This is a genomic window from Pollutimonas bauzanensis, assembly GCF_900129885.1.
GTDB classification, from domain to species: domain Bacteria; phylum Pseudomonadota; class Gammaproteobacteria; order Burkholderiales; family Burkholderiaceae_B; genus Pollutimonas; species Pollutimonas bauzanensis.
Window position 1 is genome coordinate 86,199 of record NZ_FQXE01000006.1, and the last position, 16,693, is coordinate 102,891.

17 protein-coding genes are annotated in these 16,693 nt (G+C 64.8%); 10 read left to right on the top strand and 7 right to left on the bottom strand.

Going from position 1 to position 16,693, the window contains the following annotated elements:
* The first annotated feature begins 10 nt into the window (after positions 1-10).
* From BUB23_RS12625 to recQ, 3 genes are read left to right on the top strand one after another with little or no spacing between them, the layout of a single operon-like run.
* Complete coding sequence (locus tag BUB23_RS12625) at positions 11-1,798, top strand: ClcB-like voltage-gated chloride channel protein (protein WP_073103530.1); 1,788 nt, start codon at positions 11-13, stop codon at positions 1,796-1,798.
* 47 nt (positions 1,799-1,845) lie between these two features.
* Positions 1,846-2,991, top strand: a complete 1,146-nt coding sequence (locus BUB23_RS12630) for a fimbria/pilus outer membrane usher protein (RefSeq protein ID WP_073103532.1) — start codon at positions 1,846-1,848, stop codon at positions 2,989-2,991.
* Positions 2,992-2,994: 3 nt separating this feature from the next.
* Complete coding sequence (recQ, locus tag BUB23_RS12635; protein ID WP_073103533.1) at positions 2,995-4,809, top strand: DNA helicase RecQ; 1,815 nt, start codon at positions 2,995-2,997, stop codon at positions 4,807-4,809.
* 6 nt (positions 4,810-4,815) lie between these two features.
* On the opposite strand, the gene ruvB is transcribed toward recQ, so the two are convergent.
* Positions 4,816-5,880, bottom strand: coding sequence for a Holliday junction branch migration DNA helicase RuvB (ruvB, locus tag BUB23_RS12640; RefSeq protein WP_073103791.1), 1,065 nt, complete (start codon positions 5,878-5,880; stop codon positions 4,816-4,818).
* Between the two features lie 126 nt (positions 5,881-6,006).
* Here ruvB and BUB23_RS12645 point away from each other — a divergent pair, with 126 nt between their 5' ends.
* From BUB23_RS12645 to BUB23_RS12655, 3 genes are all read left to right on the top strand, one after another.
* A complete protein-coding gene (locus tag BUB23_RS12645) occupies positions 6,007-6,975 on the top strand; it encodes a threo-3-hydroxy-L-aspartate ammonia-lyase (RefSeq protein WP_073103534.1) in 969 nt (322 codons plus the stop codon).
* Positions 6,976-7,093: 118 nt separating this feature from the next.
* A complete protein-coding gene (locus tag BUB23_RS12650; protein WP_073103536.1) occupies positions 7,094-7,348 on the top strand; it encodes a type II toxin-antitoxin system Phd/YefM family antitoxin in 255 nt (84 codons plus the stop codon).
* Positions 7,345-7,782 (top strand): type II toxin-antitoxin system VapC family toxin, encoded by a 438-nt coding sequence (locus BUB23_RS12655; RefSeq protein ID WP_218598990.1) that lies wholly within the window; start codon positions 7,345-7,347, stop codon positions 7,780-7,782. The genes BUB23_RS12650 and BUB23_RS12655 overlap by 4 nt, the downstream gene beginning before the upstream one ends.
* On the opposite strand, the gene ruvA is transcribed toward BUB23_RS12655, so the two are convergent.
* From ruvA to BUB23_RS12685, 6 genes are read right to left on the bottom strand one after another with little or no spacing between them, the layout of a single operon-like run.
* The gene (gene ruvA / locus BUB23_RS12660) at positions 7,779-8,354 is read right to left on the bottom strand and encodes a Holliday junction branch migration protein RuvA (protein ID WP_073103538.1); all 576 of its coding nucleotides are present in this window, start codon (positions 8,352-8,354) and stop codon (positions 7,779-7,781) included. The two genes, BUB23_RS12655 and ruvA, sit on opposite strands and share 4 nt — an antisense overlap.
* A 21-nt stretch (positions 8,355-8,375) precedes the next feature.
* Entirely contained in the window at positions 8,376-8,921 is a 546-nt protein-coding gene (gene ruvC / locus BUB23_RS12665; RefSeq protein ID WP_073103540.1) for a crossover junction endodeoxyribonuclease RuvC, read from the bottom strand.
* A complete protein-coding gene (purH, locus tag BUB23_RS12670; RefSeq protein WP_073103541.1) occupies positions 8,921-10,513 on the bottom strand; it encodes a bifunctional phosphoribosylaminoimidazolecarboxamide formyltransferase/IMP cyclohydrolase in 1,593 nt (530 codons plus the stop codon). The genes ruvC and purH overlap by 1 nt, the downstream gene beginning before the upstream one ends.
* 27 nt (positions 10,514-10,540) lie before the next feature.
* Positions 10,541-10,780: a helix-turn-helix domain-containing protein gene (locus tag BUB23_RS12675; RefSeq protein ID WP_073103542.1), complete on the bottom strand. Its 240-nt coding sequence runs from the start codon at positions 10,778-10,780 to the stop codon at positions 10,541-10,543.
* Between the two features lie 36 nt (positions 10,781-10,816).
* The gene (gene dusB, locus BUB23_RS12680) at positions 10,817-11,827 is read right to left on the bottom strand and encodes a tRNA dihydrouridine synthase DusB (protein ID WP_073103543.1); all 1,011 of its coding nucleotides are present in this window, start codon (positions 11,825-11,827) and stop codon (positions 10,817-10,819) included.
* Positions 11,828-11,869: 42 nt separating this feature from the next.
* Positions 11,870-13,033 (bottom strand): FAD-dependent monooxygenase, encoded by a 1,164-nt coding sequence (locus tag BUB23_RS12685; RefSeq protein WP_073103545.1) that lies wholly within the window; start codon positions 13,031-13,033, stop codon positions 11,870-11,872.
* 79 nt (positions 13,034-13,112) lie between these two features.
* Between BUB23_RS12685 and BUB23_RS12690 the strand changes: the two genes are divergently transcribed.
* The 4 genes from BUB23_RS12690 to BUB23_RS12705 all read left to right on the top strand — a co-directional run bounded on the left by BUB23_RS12690 (position 13,113) and on the right by BUB23_RS12705 (position 16,677).
* A complete protein-coding gene (locus BUB23_RS12690) occupies positions 13,113-13,550 on the top strand; it encodes an NINE protein (protein WP_084136002.1) in 438 nt (145 codons plus the stop codon).
* Positions 13,551-13,909: 359 nt separating this feature from the next.
* On the top strand, positions 13,910-14,248 hold the full coding sequence (locus tag BUB23_RS12695; RefSeq protein WP_073103546.1) for a hypothetical protein: 339 nt from the start codon (positions 13,910-13,912) through the stop codon (positions 14,246-14,248).
* Positions 14,249-14,276: 28 nt separating this feature from the next.
* Positions 14,277-15,140, top strand: coding sequence for a cytochrome c oxidase assembly protein (locus tag BUB23_RS12700; protein WP_073103548.1), 864 nt, complete (start codon positions 14,277-14,279; stop codon positions 15,138-15,140).
* A 28-nt stretch (positions 15,141-15,168) separates the two neighbouring features.
* Entirely contained in the window at positions 15,169-16,677 is a 1,509-nt protein-coding gene (locus BUB23_RS12705; RefSeq protein ID WP_073103549.1) for a M48 family metalloprotease, read from the top strand.
* Positions 16,678-16,693 lie beyond the last annotated feature (16 nt).

Consider the following 16,693-nt stretch of genomic DNA (forward strand, 5'->3'; position numbering starts at 1 on the left):
CAGGAAACACATGATAGGGCACACCGTACAGGCCATGCGCCAACGCCTGGGAAGCTGCTTATGGCTTTCCGAACTGCCCGCCATGCTGTGCTGGGCGGTGCTGGTGGGCGTGCTGGGGGCATTCGCCACCATACTCTTCCACGAAGGCATGCGCCTGGTCCAGCAGGTAGTCACGGGGCGGAGCGGGTCGATAGTGGGCGTGACGCAGGCGCTGCCGTGGTATGGGCGCCTGCTGTTTCCCGCGTTCGGCGGCCTGGCGGCGGGCTTCCTGCTGTGGGCGGCCTCGAAAACCAAGGCCAAGGCCAATTCCGACTACATGGAAGCGGTGGCCATTGGCGATGGCCGCCTGTCGATAGGACAGGGCCTGCTGCGCTCCCTGTCTTCTTTGTGCACCGTGGCGTCCGGCGGCTCGATCGGGCGCGAGGGCGCGATGGTGCATCTGGCGGCGCTCAGCGCGTCGGCGATAGGCCGCTTCACTTATTTCAGCACCTCGCGGCTGCGCCTGCTGGTGGCTTGCGGCGCCGCGGCCGGCGTGGCCTCGGCCTATGGCGCGCCCATCGCGGGGGCCTTGTTCGTGGCGGAGATCGTCCTGGGCACCATGAGCATGCAGAGCTTTGGCCCGCTGCTGATTGCCGCGGCATCGGCCAATATCGTCATGCGCATGACGGGGCATTATCAGACGACCTACGCCATCGCCGATATGCCCGAGATTCCGGGAATAGAGGTGCTGCCTTTTGTCCTGCTGGGCGCGCTGTCGGGCTTGACCGCTCCCATGTTCCTGAAGTTCCTCGATTTTTCCCGCAACCGGTTCAAGAGCACGGGCTTGCCTTTGCCGGCGCGATTGGCGCTGGGGGGCTTCCTGCTGGGGCTGCTGCTTATCGTCGTGCCCGAAGTCGCGGGCAACGGCTATAGCGTGGTGTTCTCTCTGCTGCACAATTCCTGGGCCTGGTATGCCGTCGTGCTGATGCTGGTCTGCAAGGTGCTGGCCACCGCCTTGACGGTGGGCTCGGGCGCCGTGGGCGGGGTGTTCACCCCGGCGCTCTTCGTCGGCGGGGCGTTCGGCACCCTGTTCGGGATGGCCCTCGGCTACCTGTGGCCGGGCATGACAGCCGGCGTCTACATGTATACCCTGGTCGGCATGGGCAGCTTCCTGGGGGCGGCCACCAGCGCGCCCCTGATGGCGATACTGATGATCTTCGAGATGACGCTCAGCTACCAGCTGGTCCTGCCGCTCATGCTGGCCTGCGTGGTGGCCTATTTCGTATCGCGCGCCGTGGCCGAAGTGGCCATGTATGATGTGACGGTGGTGCGCGAACGCGACATCCTGCTGCGCCAGCAATTGCGCCACACGCTCATCGACGAACTCCTGCGGCCCGCCGCCACCGTCGTCGCCACCACGGCGCCTGTGCGCGACGCCTTGCAGATGTTCCAGGAATATCCCGTCAAATATCTGTATGTGGTCGACGAGGACAATGTCTATCAAGGTGTGATTGCGCAACAGGACCTGACCAGTTTATTGTTGAGCCAGAGCGATGCGCAGCAAAAGCTGGCCGGCGAGGTCCTGCGCCGCGATTTCGTCAAGACCTTGCACCCCGGCATGACGCTGGACCAGGCGCAGGATTATTTTGTGCAGTTCCAGGGCGAACGACTGCCTGTGGTCAGCCGCGATGAATTTCCCCGGCTGCTGGGCGTGGTGTACAAGTCCTCGGTGCTGGAAAAGTACAGCGCCATCAAAAGGTCCATGGACGCCAGCGGCGAGGCCATGCTGGATTTCGGGCCGATACGGCGTCCGCGGTAGTCAATGTTCTTGCGGTGCCCTGATATAAAGCGAGTTTCCTGGTTTCAATGAAGTTTTTTTCACCGATACGACGACTGGCCGCCGCGCTCGCATGGAGCGCGGCGGCATCCTGCGCCCTGGCCGCCGGCGGCCAGCCTGGCCCGGCCTTGCACGACCTGGCGCCCATACGGCTGTACTCGGTGCCCGAGGTCGAGGTCGGTCCCCCGGTTCCCCTGCCCGATCCGGCCGAGGCGCCATCCGGCCAGGATGCCTTGCCGCCGGAGCAGGGCATACCCGACATCTCTTACGATTTTTTCTGGGATCAGGGCGATTCCCGCAAATGGCGCGCCGCCAAGGTGTCCAGCGCGTCGCCCGGGCTGCGCGGCACGTCCGGGCGGGGCCGCGCCCCTGGCCTGCGCGCGCCCTGGCTATCGGCGCCCTCGAAGGATCCCTGGACCTTCGGCGCCAGCAACTGGCGCTATACCGGGGAGCAAGGGCTGGGCATTACCCTGGGCACCAATGAAATCACCGTTCCCGCATGGGGCAATACCGCCCGGATAGGGGGAGTCAGCGTATCGCAGTCTTCCCAGCTCAGTTCCGGCGAGGTCCATGCCTGGCAATACTCGATGTCGGTGGGCGCGCTGGATTATTCGCCCAGCCAGACCCAGGGCGATCTCGTTTATGGCCCCACCGCCAGCAATACGATGCTGCGCTATCGGCTCAGCCCGCAGTTCACGCTGGAATCCCAATTGGAGATGGCGCCCCAGCTCGTCACCACCGGCGTGGGCGGGCGCTACACGACGCGCGGCTGGGGCGCATGGAGCGCCGGGCTGGCCAAGGCGAACCATGGCATGCAGCAGGGCTGGCGCTATCAGGCCGCCTACGAGGTCGATGTCCTGGACGACTTGAAGTTGTCCTGGCTCAACGAAAGCCATACGGCGGGGTTTGCCGACCTCAGCCGCTACCAGGATGCGGCGGCATCCCTCGGCGGAGTCCGGCAGCGTCTCACGGCCACCGTGCCGCTGGGGCGCTGGGGGGATCTCGCCGGCATGTACGAAAATTCCCGCTCGACGCTGGGGGATACGCAACGCAGTTTCGGCTTTACGCAGCAGTTCTGGTACAGCCCCAACCTGCGCATCGGCCTGCAGGCGGAACGGCAACTGGTGACCGGCGACTATGATGTCGGTATTCGTTTTTCAGTACCTATCAATTAGCACATGACCATCTCGTCCCTCGAAACACTGCAGCAAGTCTTTGGCTACGATTCCTTTCGTGGCGACCAGCAGGCCATTATCGATCACGTCGTCCAGGGCGGCGACGCCCTGGTGCTCATGCCGACCGGCGGCGGAAAATCGCTTTGCTACCAGATCCCCGCCCTGGTCCGTCCGGGCACCGGGGTGGTGATCTCGCCCCTGATCGCGCTGATGCAGGACCAGGTCGATGCCTTGCTCGAATTGGGCGTAAGAGCGGCCTTCCTGAATTCCTCCCAGGACTGGCGCACTTCGCGCGACGTCGAGCAGGCCTTCCTGGCGGGCCAGCTGGACTTGCTCTACGTGGCTCCCGAGCGGCTGCTGACCGAGCGCTGCCTGGAAATGCTCTCCGCCGGCCGCATATCGCTGTTCGCGATCGACGAAGCGCATTGCGTATCGCAATGGGGCCATGATTTCCGCCCGGAATACCTGGGCCTGTCGATACTGCACGAGCGCTGGCCGCAGATTCCGCGCCTGGCCCTGACGGCGACCGCCACCACCGTTACGCGCCGGGAAATCGCCGAGCGCCTGGCGCTGGACGGCGCCCCTCATTTCGTGGCGAGTTTCGACCGCCCGAATATACGCTACCGCATCATCGAGAAAAACGAGGTCAGGCGGCAGTTGCTGGCCTTCATCCAGGCCGAGCACCAGGGCGATTGCGGCATCGTCTATTGCCTGTCGCGGGCGCGCGTCGAAGAAACCGCGGAATTCCTGTGCGAGAACGGGATCGCGGCCCTGCCCTACCACGCCGGGCTCAGTCCCGCCGTGCGCGCCGCCAACCAGGCGCGATTCCTGCGCGAGGATGGCATGGTGATGGTGGCGACCATCGCCTTCGGCATGGGGGTCAACAAGCCCGACGTGAGATTCGTGGCGCACATCGATCTGCCCAAATCGGTGGAAGGCTACTATCAGGAAACCGGCCGGGCCGGCCGCGACGGCCTGCCGGCGACCGCCTGGCTGGCCTACGGCCTGCAGGACGTGGTGCAGCAGCGCCGCATGATCAATGAATCGGCCGGCGACGATGCCTTCCGGCGGCGCCTGGGCGCGCAGCTCGACGCCATGCTGGGCCTGTGCGAAACCGTATCGTGCCGGCGCCAGCGCCTGCTGGCCTATTTCCAGCAGGACACGGGCCCTTGCGGCAATTGCGACACCTGCCTGGAGCCGCCGCAGGCGTGGGACGGCACCGTCGCCGCCCAGAAAATACTTTCGGCGGTCTACCGCCTGTGGCGCGAGCGCGGCCAGCGCTTTGGCGCCGGCCATCTCATCGACATATTGCGCGGCAAGCCGACCGACCGGATCAAGCAGTACGAGCACGAGACCATGACGGTCTTCGGCATAGGCGCCGACCTGTCGGAGCAGGCCTGGCGCGGCGTGCTGCGCCAGCTGCTGGCGCAGAGCCTGCTGGCGGTCGACCAGGAAGGATACGGCACCCTGGCGCTGACCGAGACCAGCCGCGCGGTATTGAAGGGCGAGCAGACCTTGATGTTCCGGCGCGAGCCCGAAAAGAAGACGCGCAATTCGCGCCCCGCGAGCACCCGCGGCAAAGAGGCGATAGTCTTGCCGGGCGAGGCCCAGCAGCGCTTCGAAAACCTGCGCGCATGGCGCGCGGAAGTGGCCCGCAGCCACGGGGTTCCGGCCTATGTGATTTTCCATGACGCCACGCTGCGGGAAATCGCCATGAACTGCCCGCAGTCGCTGGAGGACCTGGGCGGCATCAGCGGGGTGGGCGTGCGCAAGCGCGACGCTTACGGCGAGGATCTGCTGCGTTGCGTGCGGGAGTAATCGCGCCTACGCGAACAAGTCCGGCGCGCCGGCGGGCTTGGGCGGCGTGAGGCCCAGGTGGCGCCAGGTGGCTTGCGTGGCCATGCGGCCGCGCGGGGTGCGCTGCAGGTAGCCGTGCTGTATCAGGAAGGGCTCGATCACATCTTCGATGGTGTCGCGTTCTTCGCCTATGGCGGCGGCCAGGCTGTCGACCCCCACCGGCCCGCCGTCGAACTTGTGGATGATGGCTTCCAGCAGCTTGCGGTCCATCAGGTCCAGCCCTTGCGGGTCGACCTCCAGCATGGCGAGAGCCGCGCTGGCCACCGCGACATCGATGCGGCCGTCAGCCTTGACCTCGGCATAGTCGCGCACGCGGCGCAGCAGCCGGTTGGCGATGCGCGGGGTGCCCCGGGCGCGCCGGGCTATTTCCGCCGCGCCGTCGGGCGTGGTTTCGGCATTCAATAGATGCGCGCTGCGCTTGACGATATGGGTCAGGTCTTCGGCGTTGTAGAACTCCAGGCGCGACACGATGCCAAAGCGGTCGCGCAAGGGATTGGTGAGCATGCCGGCGCGCGTCGTCGCCCCTACCAGGGTGAAGGGCTGCAGGTCGATTTTCACGCTGCGGGCCGCCGGCCCTTCGCCGATCAGGATATCGATCTGGAAATCTTCCAGCGCCGGGTACAGGATTTCCTCGACCACCGGCGACAGGCGGTGGATTTCGTCGATGAACAGCACGTCGTTCTTTTCGAGATTGGTCAGCAGGGCGGCCAGGTCGCCCGGGCGTTCGAGCACCGGCCCCGACGTCTGCCGCAAATGGACGCCCATTTCGTTGGCCACAATGTGGGCGAGCGTGGTCTTGCCCAGGCCCGGCGGGCCGAACAGCAGGACATGGTCCAGGGCTTCGCCGCGGTTTTTTGCCGCGGCAATGAAGATTTCCAGCTGTTCGCGCACCCGGTGCTGCCCGATGTATTCGCTGAGGGCGCGGGGCCGCAGCGCCCGCTCGACCGAATCTTCGTTGGGCGAAGCGCTTTGCGGCGCCACGATGCGTTCGATCGCGGCAGCGCTGGAGAGGGAGTCGGAGTGTATGGCCATGGGATTCATGCTGATGATATTTACAGTGCCTATCGTACTCTACTAGGTGATGGTCGCGCAGCCTTGCGGCGATTCCAGCATAATTCCGGGTATTGCGCTTCGCTTCATATTGGATGCTTGCTTATCATGACCGCCACACTACCTATTTATGACGATGTTGTCGATGCCGGCCGAACCCTGGAGGGGGTGGCGCATCGCACGCCGGTGCTGACTTCGCGGACTCTCGACGCGCGGCTGGACGCCCGGGTGTTTTTCAAATGCGAGAACTTTCAGCGCGTAGGCGCGTTCAAGTTTCGCGGCGGCTACAACGCCGTGGCGAAATTGTCGGCCGCCCAGCGCGAGGCGGGGGTCGTGACCTTTTCATCGGGCAACCATGCCCAGGCGATCGCGCTGGCTTCCCAGCTGCTGGGTGTCGCCGCCACCATCGTCATGCCGCGGGACGCTCCGGCGGCCAAGAAAGCGGCCACCCTCGGCTATGGCGCCCGGGTCGTCGAATACGACCGCCGCAGCCAGGACAGGGAGCAGGTGGCCCGCTCCCTGGTCGAGGAACAGGGCCTGACGCTGATTCCTCCCTATGATCACCCGGATGTCATTGCCGGGCAGGGCACGGCGGTCAAGGAGCTGCTCGAGGAAACCGGCCCGCTGGACGCGCTGTTCATCCCTTTGGGCGGCGGCGGCCTGTTGTCGGGCTCCTTGCTCGCGGCCCATGCCCTGAGCCCGGATTGCGCCGTTTACGGCGTCGAGCCGCAGGCCGGCAACGACGGCCAGCAGTCATTCCGCACAGGCCGGATCGTGCGCATTGCCACGCCCGATTCGATCGCCGACGGCGCGCTCACGCAGGGCCTGGGCGAGCTGACTTTCCCTCTCATCAGGCAGTATGCGCGCGACGTTCTTACCGTCAGCGACGGGCAACTGGTGCAAGCCTTGCAGTTTTTTGCCGAGCGCATGAAGATGGTGGTCGAGCCCACCGGCTGCTTGGGCGCCGCGGCGGTCTTCAACGAAATCGTCCCCGTCAGGGGCAAGCGTATCGGCGTGCTGCTGAGCGGCGGCAATGTCGACCTGTCGGCATACGCGGGTTTCCTGCAATCCGCCTAGCAGGCCCGGTTTCTAACGCCTCTGTGCAGCCAAGACAGCAAAGAGCATTGACGAAAGAAGGTCGTTGTAGTAACGTTTATACAAAAGCGATTTGCCTCTGCAAACAGGAGTGCCGCCCATGACTATCACCACTCTTTCCAGCCGGGAGTTCAATCAGGACACCAGCCGGGCCAAGAAAGCCGCCTCAGAGGGGCCGGTGTTCATCACCGACCGGGGCAAGCCCGCCCATGTCCTGCTCAGCATCGAGGAGTATCAGCGCATCACTGGCAAGCGCCGGAGCATCGCCGACGCGCTGGCGATGCCCGGTCTCGCAGACATCGAGTTTGATCCGCCCCGCGTCAATATCGGCATTCGGCCGGCCGATTTCTCCTGATGTTCCTCCTCGATACCAACGTCGTTTCCGAGCTGCGCAAGATACGCTTGGGGAAAGCCGACCCCGGCGTCGAGCAGTGGGCGGACAGCGTGGACGCGGGCAGCCTGAACATATCTGCCATCACCATCCTTGAACTGGAGATCGGTATCTTGCAGCTCGAACGCAAAGACCCGAGGCAAGGCACGGTGCTGCGCACATGGCTCGATACGCTCGTTTTGCCCGAGTTCGACGGCCGGATTTTTCCTGTCGATACGGCCGTCGCGCAACGCTGCGCGCGCCTGCATGTGCCGGACCCGCGCGCCGAGCGCGATGCGTTCATCGCGGCGACAGCCTTGGTGCATGGTATGACGGTCGTGACCCGGAACGTCGCCGATTTTGCGCCGACCGGCGTTGCGCTCTTGAACCCGTGGAATTGTTCCAGCGGTTCGGACTAGGCCCTGGCCAGCGATTTCAACGCAAACCGTATCCCTTCGGCCACTTCCAGGCCTTCGGGCAGGTTTTTCAGGGCGGCCTGGGACTCGTTGTTGGAATAACCCAATGACAGCAGGGCGTTGAGGATGTCGTCGCGGCCGGCGGAATGCGAACCGGGGCTGTGCCCCAGGTCGGCGCCCAGCTTGCCGCGCAATTCCAGCAGCAGGCGCTCGGCTGTTTTCTTGCCTATGCCCGGAACCCGCGTCAGGCGCCCGCTTTCCTGCTGCGTAATGGCGCTGGCCAGCTCTTCGACCGTCATGCCCGACAGCACCGCCAATGCGGTGCGCGCGCCTATCCCGCTGACCTTGATCAGCAGCCGGAATGCCGTGCGTTCGCCGGCGGTGGAAAAGCCGTACAGCGTATGCGCGTCTTCGCGCACCGCCAGGTGGGTATGCAACGTCACCTTGGCCCCGTTTTCCGGCAGGTTGTAGAGCGTGCTCATGGGCACGTCGATTTCATAGCCGACCCCGCCCACGTCTATACAAACCACGGGAGGAGTTTTTTCCAGCAGAGTGCCGGTGATGCGTCCGATCATGGGACCGTCCTTTCTGAAAAATTAACCGACCAGGCGCCCGCCGCGCACGCGACTGGTATGGTTGGGCTTGAGCTGACCGGTTTCCTTCAGGCGTTGGGTCAGGGGATGGCAATGCGCATGGCAAATGGCGCAGGCCAGGGCGTCGGCCGAGTCCGCGGCGGGCAGTCCGCTCAGGGCCAGCAGGTGCTGCACCATTTTCTGGACTTGTTCCTTGGCGGCGTGGCCATTGCCCACCACGGCCTTTTTTACCTGCAGGGCGGTGTACTCATGCACATCCAGGAGGCTGTCGGCCAGGGCGCACATGGCGGCGCCGCGCGCCTGCCCGAGCAACAATGTGGAGGCGGGGTTGGTGTTGACAAAGACCTTTTCCAGCACTGACACCGTGGGCTGGGTGCTTTGCACGACTTCGCGGATATTGTCCAGTATGACCTTGAGGCGCTGCGCCAGCGGCCGGTCGGCCGGCACGATAATGGTGCCGCTGGCCACATATAGCAGGCGCGAGCCCTGGACGTCGATGACGCCAAAGCCGGTGCGCCGCAAGCCCGGATCTATCCCCAGTATGCGCATCAGTGGCGGAAATGCCGGGCGCCGGTGAACACCATGGCAATACCCCTCTCGTTGGCGGCGGCGATGACTTCTTCGTCGCGCACGCTGCCGCCGGGTTGAATCACGCAGCTGGCGCCGGCTTCAGCCACGACATCCAGGCCGTCGCGGAACGGGAAGAAGGCGTCCGAGGCGACGGCCGAGCCGGCCAGCGTCAGGCCGGCGTTTTCCGCCTTGATGGAGGCGATGCGGGCCGAGTCGATGCGGCTCATCTGGCCGGCGCCCACGCCCAGGGTCATGCCATTGCCGACAAAGACGATGGCATTGGACTTGACGTATTTGGCGACCTTCCAGGCAAACATCAGGTCCTGCATTTGCTGCGCGGTGGGGGCCAGGGTGGTGACCAGCTTGAATGCGTCTTGCGGGACCTGGTAGTCGTCGGGGTTCTGCACCAGCCATCCGCCGCCTATGCGCTTCACGTCGAAGGCATTGTGGGCGCCGCCTTGCGGGACCTGCAGCACGCGCACATTCTTCTTGGCCGCGAAGACGGCCAGGGCCTCGGAAGAATAGTCCGGCGCCAGCAGGACTTCCACGAACTGGCCGCTGACGGCCTGGGCGGTGGCCTCGTCCACGGGGCGGTTGAAAGCGATGATGCCGCCGAAGGCCGAGGTCGGGTCGGTCTTGAATGCCTGCTGGTAGGCATGCAGGGGGCTGTCGCCCACGGCCACGCCGCAAGGGTTGGCGTGCTTGACGATCACGCAGGCGATGCTGTCGAAGCTGCGCGCGCATTCCCAGGCGGCATCCGCGTCGGCAATATTGTTATAGGACAGTTCCTTGCCCTGCAACTGGCGATAGCTGCCCAGCAGGCCCGCGCCCACGGGCTGGTCCACATAGAAGGCGGCGGCCTGATGGGGGTTCTCGCCGTAGCGCAGGACTTGCTGCTGCGTCATTTGCAGGGTCAGAGTGCGCGGCCATGGGCGGCGTTGCGCTTCCTCGTCCTGGACGGGCTCGGCGGCCGCCAGGCTGCTCAGGTAGGCGGCGATGGCGCCATCGTAGGCCGCGGTGTGGGCATAGGTTTTGGTGGCCAGCTCCAGGCGCAGGGCATACGAAGGGTGCCCATGCGGGCCGTCCATGTCGGCCAGGACGCGCTGGTAGTCGGCCGGGTCGATCACGACGCTTACGCCGCCTTCGGGCGTGCCGTGGTTCTTGGCGGCGGCGCGCAGCATGGCCGGACCGCCGATATCGATGTTTTCCACGGCATCGGCAAAGGTGCAGCCGGGCCTGGCGATGGTCTCGCGAAACGGATACAGATTGACGACCAGCATATCGATGCGGTCGATTCCATGTTCTTCCAGCGTCTTCAAATGTTCAGCGCTATCCCGGCGCGCCAGCAGCCCGCCATGTATCTTGGGGTGCAGGGTCTTGACCCGGCCGTCCAGGATCTCCGGCGAGCCGGTATGCGTGGCGACCTCGGTTACGGCCAGGCCGGCTTGCGCCAGCAGCTTGGCGGTGCCGCCGGTGGACAGCAGTCGCACGCCGCGCTGGGCCAATGCCTGGGCGAATTCGACGATACCGGTTTTATCGGAAACCGAGAGTAGGGCAGTCTGGATTTTCATAAGATCAAAGTCTAGGGTTCAAATGGATTAGGGTTGCAGGTTATGGGCGAGCAGTTTCTTGCGCAAGGTGCTGCGCGTAATGCCCAGCATCTCGGCGGCCTTGGATTGGTTGCCGTGGGATTTTTCAAGAGCAACCTGCAGGACGGGGCGTTCGACGCAATTGATGACCATGGCCAGCATGTCGCGCGGCTCCGAGTCGCCCAGGTCCGTAAAATAGCGTTCGAGCCGGTCGCGCACGGATTGCTCTAGGGGATTTGTGTTACTCATGATCCTCGGTTGATATTCTGTGACGTGCTGCGGGCTTTACGCCTTTGCCGTCTGAGCCATCATCGGCTCGTTGGGTGGATGGCGATCAAACCATAGCTCTAGGGCGCGGGTCTGGTCGCGGGTATTGCTGATCTGGTTGATGCCAGGCAGCAACTCGTCGACATCGGGCATATCGGCCAGGTACCAGCCTATATGCTTGCGCGCCGAGCGGACTCCTGTGTATTCCCCGTAGAATTGATAATGGTCCTCGAGGTGGTCCAGCAGGCAGTCGCGCAGCTCGCCATAGGTGGGGGGCGGCAAATGGGCGCCGGTCGCAAGGTAATGGCTGATTTCCCGGAAAATCCACGGCCTGCCCTGGGCAGCGCGGCCGACCATCACGGCATCGGCACCCGTATACTCTAGTACGTATCTGGCTTTTTCGGGACTATCGATATCCCCATTGGCAATTACCGGAATCTTCAGTTCCCGCTTCACTTCCCGTATCGTATCGTACTCGGCCCGGCCCTGGTATAAATCGCAGCGCGTGCGTCCGTGCAGGGTGATGGCGGCGATGCCTATGTCTTGCGCCAGCCTGGCGACCCTGACGGCATTGCGCGATTCGCGATCCCAGCCCGTGCGGGTTTTCAGCGTCACGGGCACGCCCAGCGGCTGGCAGGCCCTCACCACGCTTTCAAGTATGCGCGCCACGCGGTCCTCGTCGCGCAGCAGCGCCGAACCGGAGGCCACATTGCATACCTTTTTCACGGGGCAGCCCATATTGATGTCGATGATGCGGGCGCCTTTGCCGACATTGAACAGCGCGGCCTCGGCCATCATGGCGGGGTCCGATCCGGCGATTTGCACGGCTATGGGGTCGATTTCTCCGTCGTGGTCCAGGCGCCTCGATGTCTTGACGCTATCCCACAGGCGGGGATTGCTGGCCGCCATTTCCGACACGGCATAGCCCGCGCCCAGCATTTTGCAGAGCTTGCGGTAGGGGCGGTCGGTCACGCCGGCCATGGGCGCGACGAAAACCGGGTTGGGAAGGGACCAGGAGCCTATGAACATCGGGGGATTTTAACCCCCGATCGGAATTCCCGGGCCAGGGCCTCAGCTGCGCAGGCCCTGGAGCAGTTGGCGAGCCAGGGTGTTGCGCAAGGCAGGCAGCAGGTCCAGCGTCAACAAGGCCAGCCCGCAGGCATGTTCCACCAGGGGATTGCCGGTAGTGAACACCCGCGGCAGAAAATCGGTGATTCCCGCGGTCAGCCAGCGGTCCGGGCGGCGATTGCGGGCGAACTGCGCGAGCAGATGGCCTGCGTCGGTATGGGGCCGGGCCAGCCATGGCGCCAGCGCCTGGCCCAGTTGCGCCGCATCGCGCAGGCCCAGGTTCAGCCCCTGGCCCGCAACCGGATGCAGGGTCTGGGCGGCGTTGCCTATGGCCACCGTGCGGGCATCGAGCAGGGACGGCCCGGCGTGCAGCGACAAGGGAAACACATGGCGCTCGCCCAGGCAAAGGAAACGCCCCAGCCGGTCTCCGAAAGCATCGTGCAAGGCGGCTTCGAAGGCCGGGCCGTCCAGGGCGAGCAGCCTTTGGGCCTGCGCGGGCGGACAGCACCACACGATGCCGTATACATCATTCCCCTGGGGATGGGGCAGAACGGCCAGCGGCCCCTGGGCGGTGAAGCGTTCGAAAGCCCATCCTTGCCGCGGCCGCGCCGCGCGCACGGTGGCCAGCACGGCATGCTGCTTGTAATCGCGCCGTATGCCCTGGGGCCGGGAGCCGTCGGACTGCACGGCAAGCGCGCTGCTGACGCGGCGTCCGCCGCGGTCCGGTTCCACAGGGCCGGTAACCGCCCGCCCCGGCGGCGCTTCCAGCAGCGCTACGCCGCTCCTGGCCAGCGCCCGGCGCAGGCTGGCGAGCAGCGCGTCGTAGGCGACGACGCTGCCCAGGCGCGCGACGCCCAGCTCGGCGCAATCGATGAGGGTGCGCCCCAGCCTGCCGCGCTGTGAAACGTGCACGACATCGATGCTGGCCGATGCGCCGGGCCAGGCGCCCAGCTGTTCCAGCAAGACTCGGCTGCCATGGTTGAGCGCCAGCGTGCGGGGGTCCGGGGGCGCCTGCGCTGCCGGCGCGGCGCCCGGCAGCGCGGCCGCGTGCCGGCCGATCAGGGCGATGCGCCGCGGATCGGGCGACTTGGCGGCCAGGATCAGGGCCAGCGCGCTGCCGACGGGGCCGGCGCCGCTGATGGCGATATCGTATGTGGGGGCATCCATGCGCGTTCCATGCTCTACTACAATAGACAGGATTTTAAAGTTTTTGCATCAAGGCCCGAAGGGCCGACCGAGGCCATGCATGAAGCAATTTACCACTCCCGCCCCTCATCGCAGCAAGGTGGCCGCCGCCTGGCTGGCCTGCCTGCTGGGCGTCTTTGGCGCCCACTGGTGGTACATAGGGCGGCGCGGAGCCTGGATGGTCACGGCCTTTTCGGCGCTGATGCTGGCGCTTGCGCAGTTTTACCCGGTCTGGTGGGACAATCCTGCGTTCCTGATCCTTATTGTTCCCATTACCGATGGCTTCATCGAGGCCCTGGTCTTTGCGCTCAAGCCTGACGAGAAATTCGACGCCAAATACAACCCGGGCTCCGCGAGGGCCACGCGCACAGGCTGGAATGCGGTGATCGCCGCCATTGTCACCACCTTCGTGGGCGGCGTCGTCGTCATGTTCGGCATTGCCCTGATCGTCGTGCATGTCTACACGTCCATGGGCTGGCTGGACGGCTACGTGCTCTAGCGCGCCGCGCGGTGGGCTGGCGGCCCCCGCCGCTTCCTGTTTCGCAGGCCAAGGCTTGTTTGCGCCGGCCTAAGACGTTACAATGTGACGTGTTCAATTTATAGGAGCTCTGCGGTGAATCCCGACCCCGGCGACAGTTGCGGCCGATCTAGTATCGGTCATTCAATCACCAGGCGCGTCTAGGCAGCAGCGGTTCACACCCAGCTCTTGCCACGCCCCTGGTCATTCAAGGGCGTGGCAGTTTGAAGAATACCTTGCGTATTCAAACTCCCGTCGTTTTTCAATAAACAAACCTGTTGCGCATGCCGCGGCAGGTTGGTGTGTCGCCTTGGCGGTGCACACAGGCAATGGGAGTTTCCATGCGTCTTTTCAATTTGTTTCTGCGCCGTGCCGGCGTGCAATCCTCCGCGGCGGTCCGCGCGCCGAGTTCCTTGTCGCGCCTCACCGTGGTGTGCCCCCGCCATCTGCTGGCCGATGTGCGCAAGCAGATCTACCTGGACTTCGAAGGGGCTGGCCTGCGGGTCGCCAAGGTGCTGGTGGACAAGGCCAGGCAGCACGACATGGCGCGCGCCTGCGTCACCGTGAACTGCCCGCCCGAATTGCGCCCGGTGCTCATGTCCCAGGCGCGCCAGCTCAGTTCCTATCCTGGCGTGCAGCAGGTGCAATGGGGCGATCGGCGCCATATTGCATTAAACTAGCAAGGTCGCGCTTACCGGATTTCCGCCCATGAATATTATCGATTGGCTTACGCCCTGGGAATTTTCCCCCGCGCTGCTGCTGATGTTTTTCATGGGCGCCTGGCTGTTCACGCGCGGCACCCGCGTTCATCGCGTAACGGCGGTGCGCCAGGCTTTTTTCTGGATAGGCGTCGCGCTGCTGTATCTGTCCATGCATACCCGCATCGACTATTACGCCGAGCGCATGTTCTTCATACACCGCTTGCAGCATCTGGTGCTGCACCATCTGGGGCCGCTGCTGATCATGGGCGCCTACCCCGGCCAGGTCATGCGTGCCGGCCTGCCCATGTCGTGGCGCCTGCGCCTGCGCGACTTCCGCGCCAGCAGGCCGGGGCGGGCGCTGGTCGCCGTCCTCACCAACAAGATACTGGTGCCTGTGCTGTTCGTGGCGCTGGTGCTGGGCTTCCTGATACCCACCGTCCAGTTCTATTCGATGCTCGACTGGCGCTTGTACCGCTTCATGAACTGGTCGGTCGTCATCAGCGGCTTCATGTACTGGAACCTCATACTCGATCGCCGCCCCAGTCCGCCGGCCGTGCTTTCGCCTGGCGGGCGCATCATTTCCCCGGTCATCACCATGGTGCCGCAAATGGTGACGGGCGCCGTCATCACCTTCACCGAGCGCGATCTCTACCCCATCTTCGATTTGTGCGGCCGCGCCATACCCGGCATGACAGCCGTCACCGACCAGGCTATCGGCGGGCTAACCATGTGGGTGCTGGCGGGCTTTGTCGAGGTGTTCGGCTTGTTGTTTGCCTTGGCCACGCTCATGCGCTTGTCGGCCAGAAACCGCCTGCCCAACAAACAGGATGCCCTGCGCGCCAGGCAGTCGGTGGCGGCTGCCGCCTCCTGAATCAGCCTCTGAATCACCTTGCGGACCCATGACAGCTTCCCGCCCTGACCTGCGAACCCCTACCTATGCCAAACTGATCTGCGCCAGCCTGATCTGGGCCTCGTGCTGGTCGGCTCCCGTGCAGGCCCAGCCCATGGGCCTGCCCAGCATGGGCTCCGCTTCCGCGGCGGAACTTTCCCCCTCGCTGGAGCGCACCCTGGGGGACGCCATCATGGAGCAGGGGCGCCGCGATCCCGACTACATCGCCGATCCCGACGTCAGCCAGTATCTGACCAACATGGGCCGCGGCCTGGCGGCCCACTCTCCCATCACTGTGCAGCAGCCCATCACCGTCTTTGGCGTGCGCGATCCGCAGGTCAACGCTTTTGCCTTGCCCGGCGGCTATGTGGGCATCAATAGCGGCCTGGTGGTGCAGGCGCAAAGCGAATCGGAACTGGCGTCGGTCCTCGCCCACGAAATCGGCCACGTCGCGCAGCGCCACATTGCGCGGGGCATGACGCAAAGGTCGCAAAGCAGCGGCGTCATGATGGCGGCGCTGGCGGCAGCCTTGCTGGCGGCGCTGTCGGGCAGCGGCGATCTGGCCATGGGCGTGGCGGCTTTCGGGCAGGCGGCGGCGGTGGACCGGCAACTGGGTTTTTCCAGGCAGGCCGAACAGGAAGCCGATCGCGCCGGCTTCGAAATGATGCGCAAAGCCGGCTACGACCCGCGCGGCATGGTGCGCATGTTCAAGCAGCTCGCGAATGCTTCACGGCTCAACGAGGGCATGGGCGGCGGCGACTACACCAGCACCCATCCTTTGTCGATTCAGCGCATGGCCGATATCGAGAACCGCGTAAGCGAAATGCCCGCGGCGCATCCCAAGGGCAGCGACTCATTCTGGTATATACGCGCCAAATTGCGCGTCATGCAGGCGCGCGACGGCCAGTCGCAGCGCAACGCGGTCGAGAAGCTGCAGCTGGACGCGAGCCAGGCCGCGGGCGTGGAGCAGTCCGCGGCATGGTATGGCCTGGCCTATGCGGCCTTGCAAAAGAAGGACACGGCCCAGGCGGAGCAGGCGCTGCGCAATGCCCAGAAGAACGGCCAGGGTTCGCCGGAAGTGGCGGGCCTGGCGGTATCGCTGGCCTTGGCGCAGGGCGACAACGCGCAAGCCTTGGCGCTGGCCCAGGCGGCTTCGGACCGCTGGCCCGATAGCCAGGGCATTGCCCTTGCCAGGGTCGAGTCGCTGCAAAAAACCGGCCAGGACGAGGCGGCGGTACAGTTTCTGCAGCAAAGGATCAAGCAATGGCCGGACGTGCCGCGCCTGTACCAATTGCAGGCGCAAAGCCAGGAGCGCCTGGGGCAGAAGGTCGCCGCCCGGCGCACCATGGCCTCTTATTACGACATGACGGGCGCCCTGGCCACGGCGGTCGAACAGCTGCAGCAGGCGCGCAATATGACCAAGGATTTCTACGTGCAGTCGGAGCTCGACGTGCAGATACGCACGCTGAAGGAACGCCTCAAGGCCGACCGCGAACTGCTCGAACGGTTCAAGTCGTGATGGCTAGTGTCCTGTT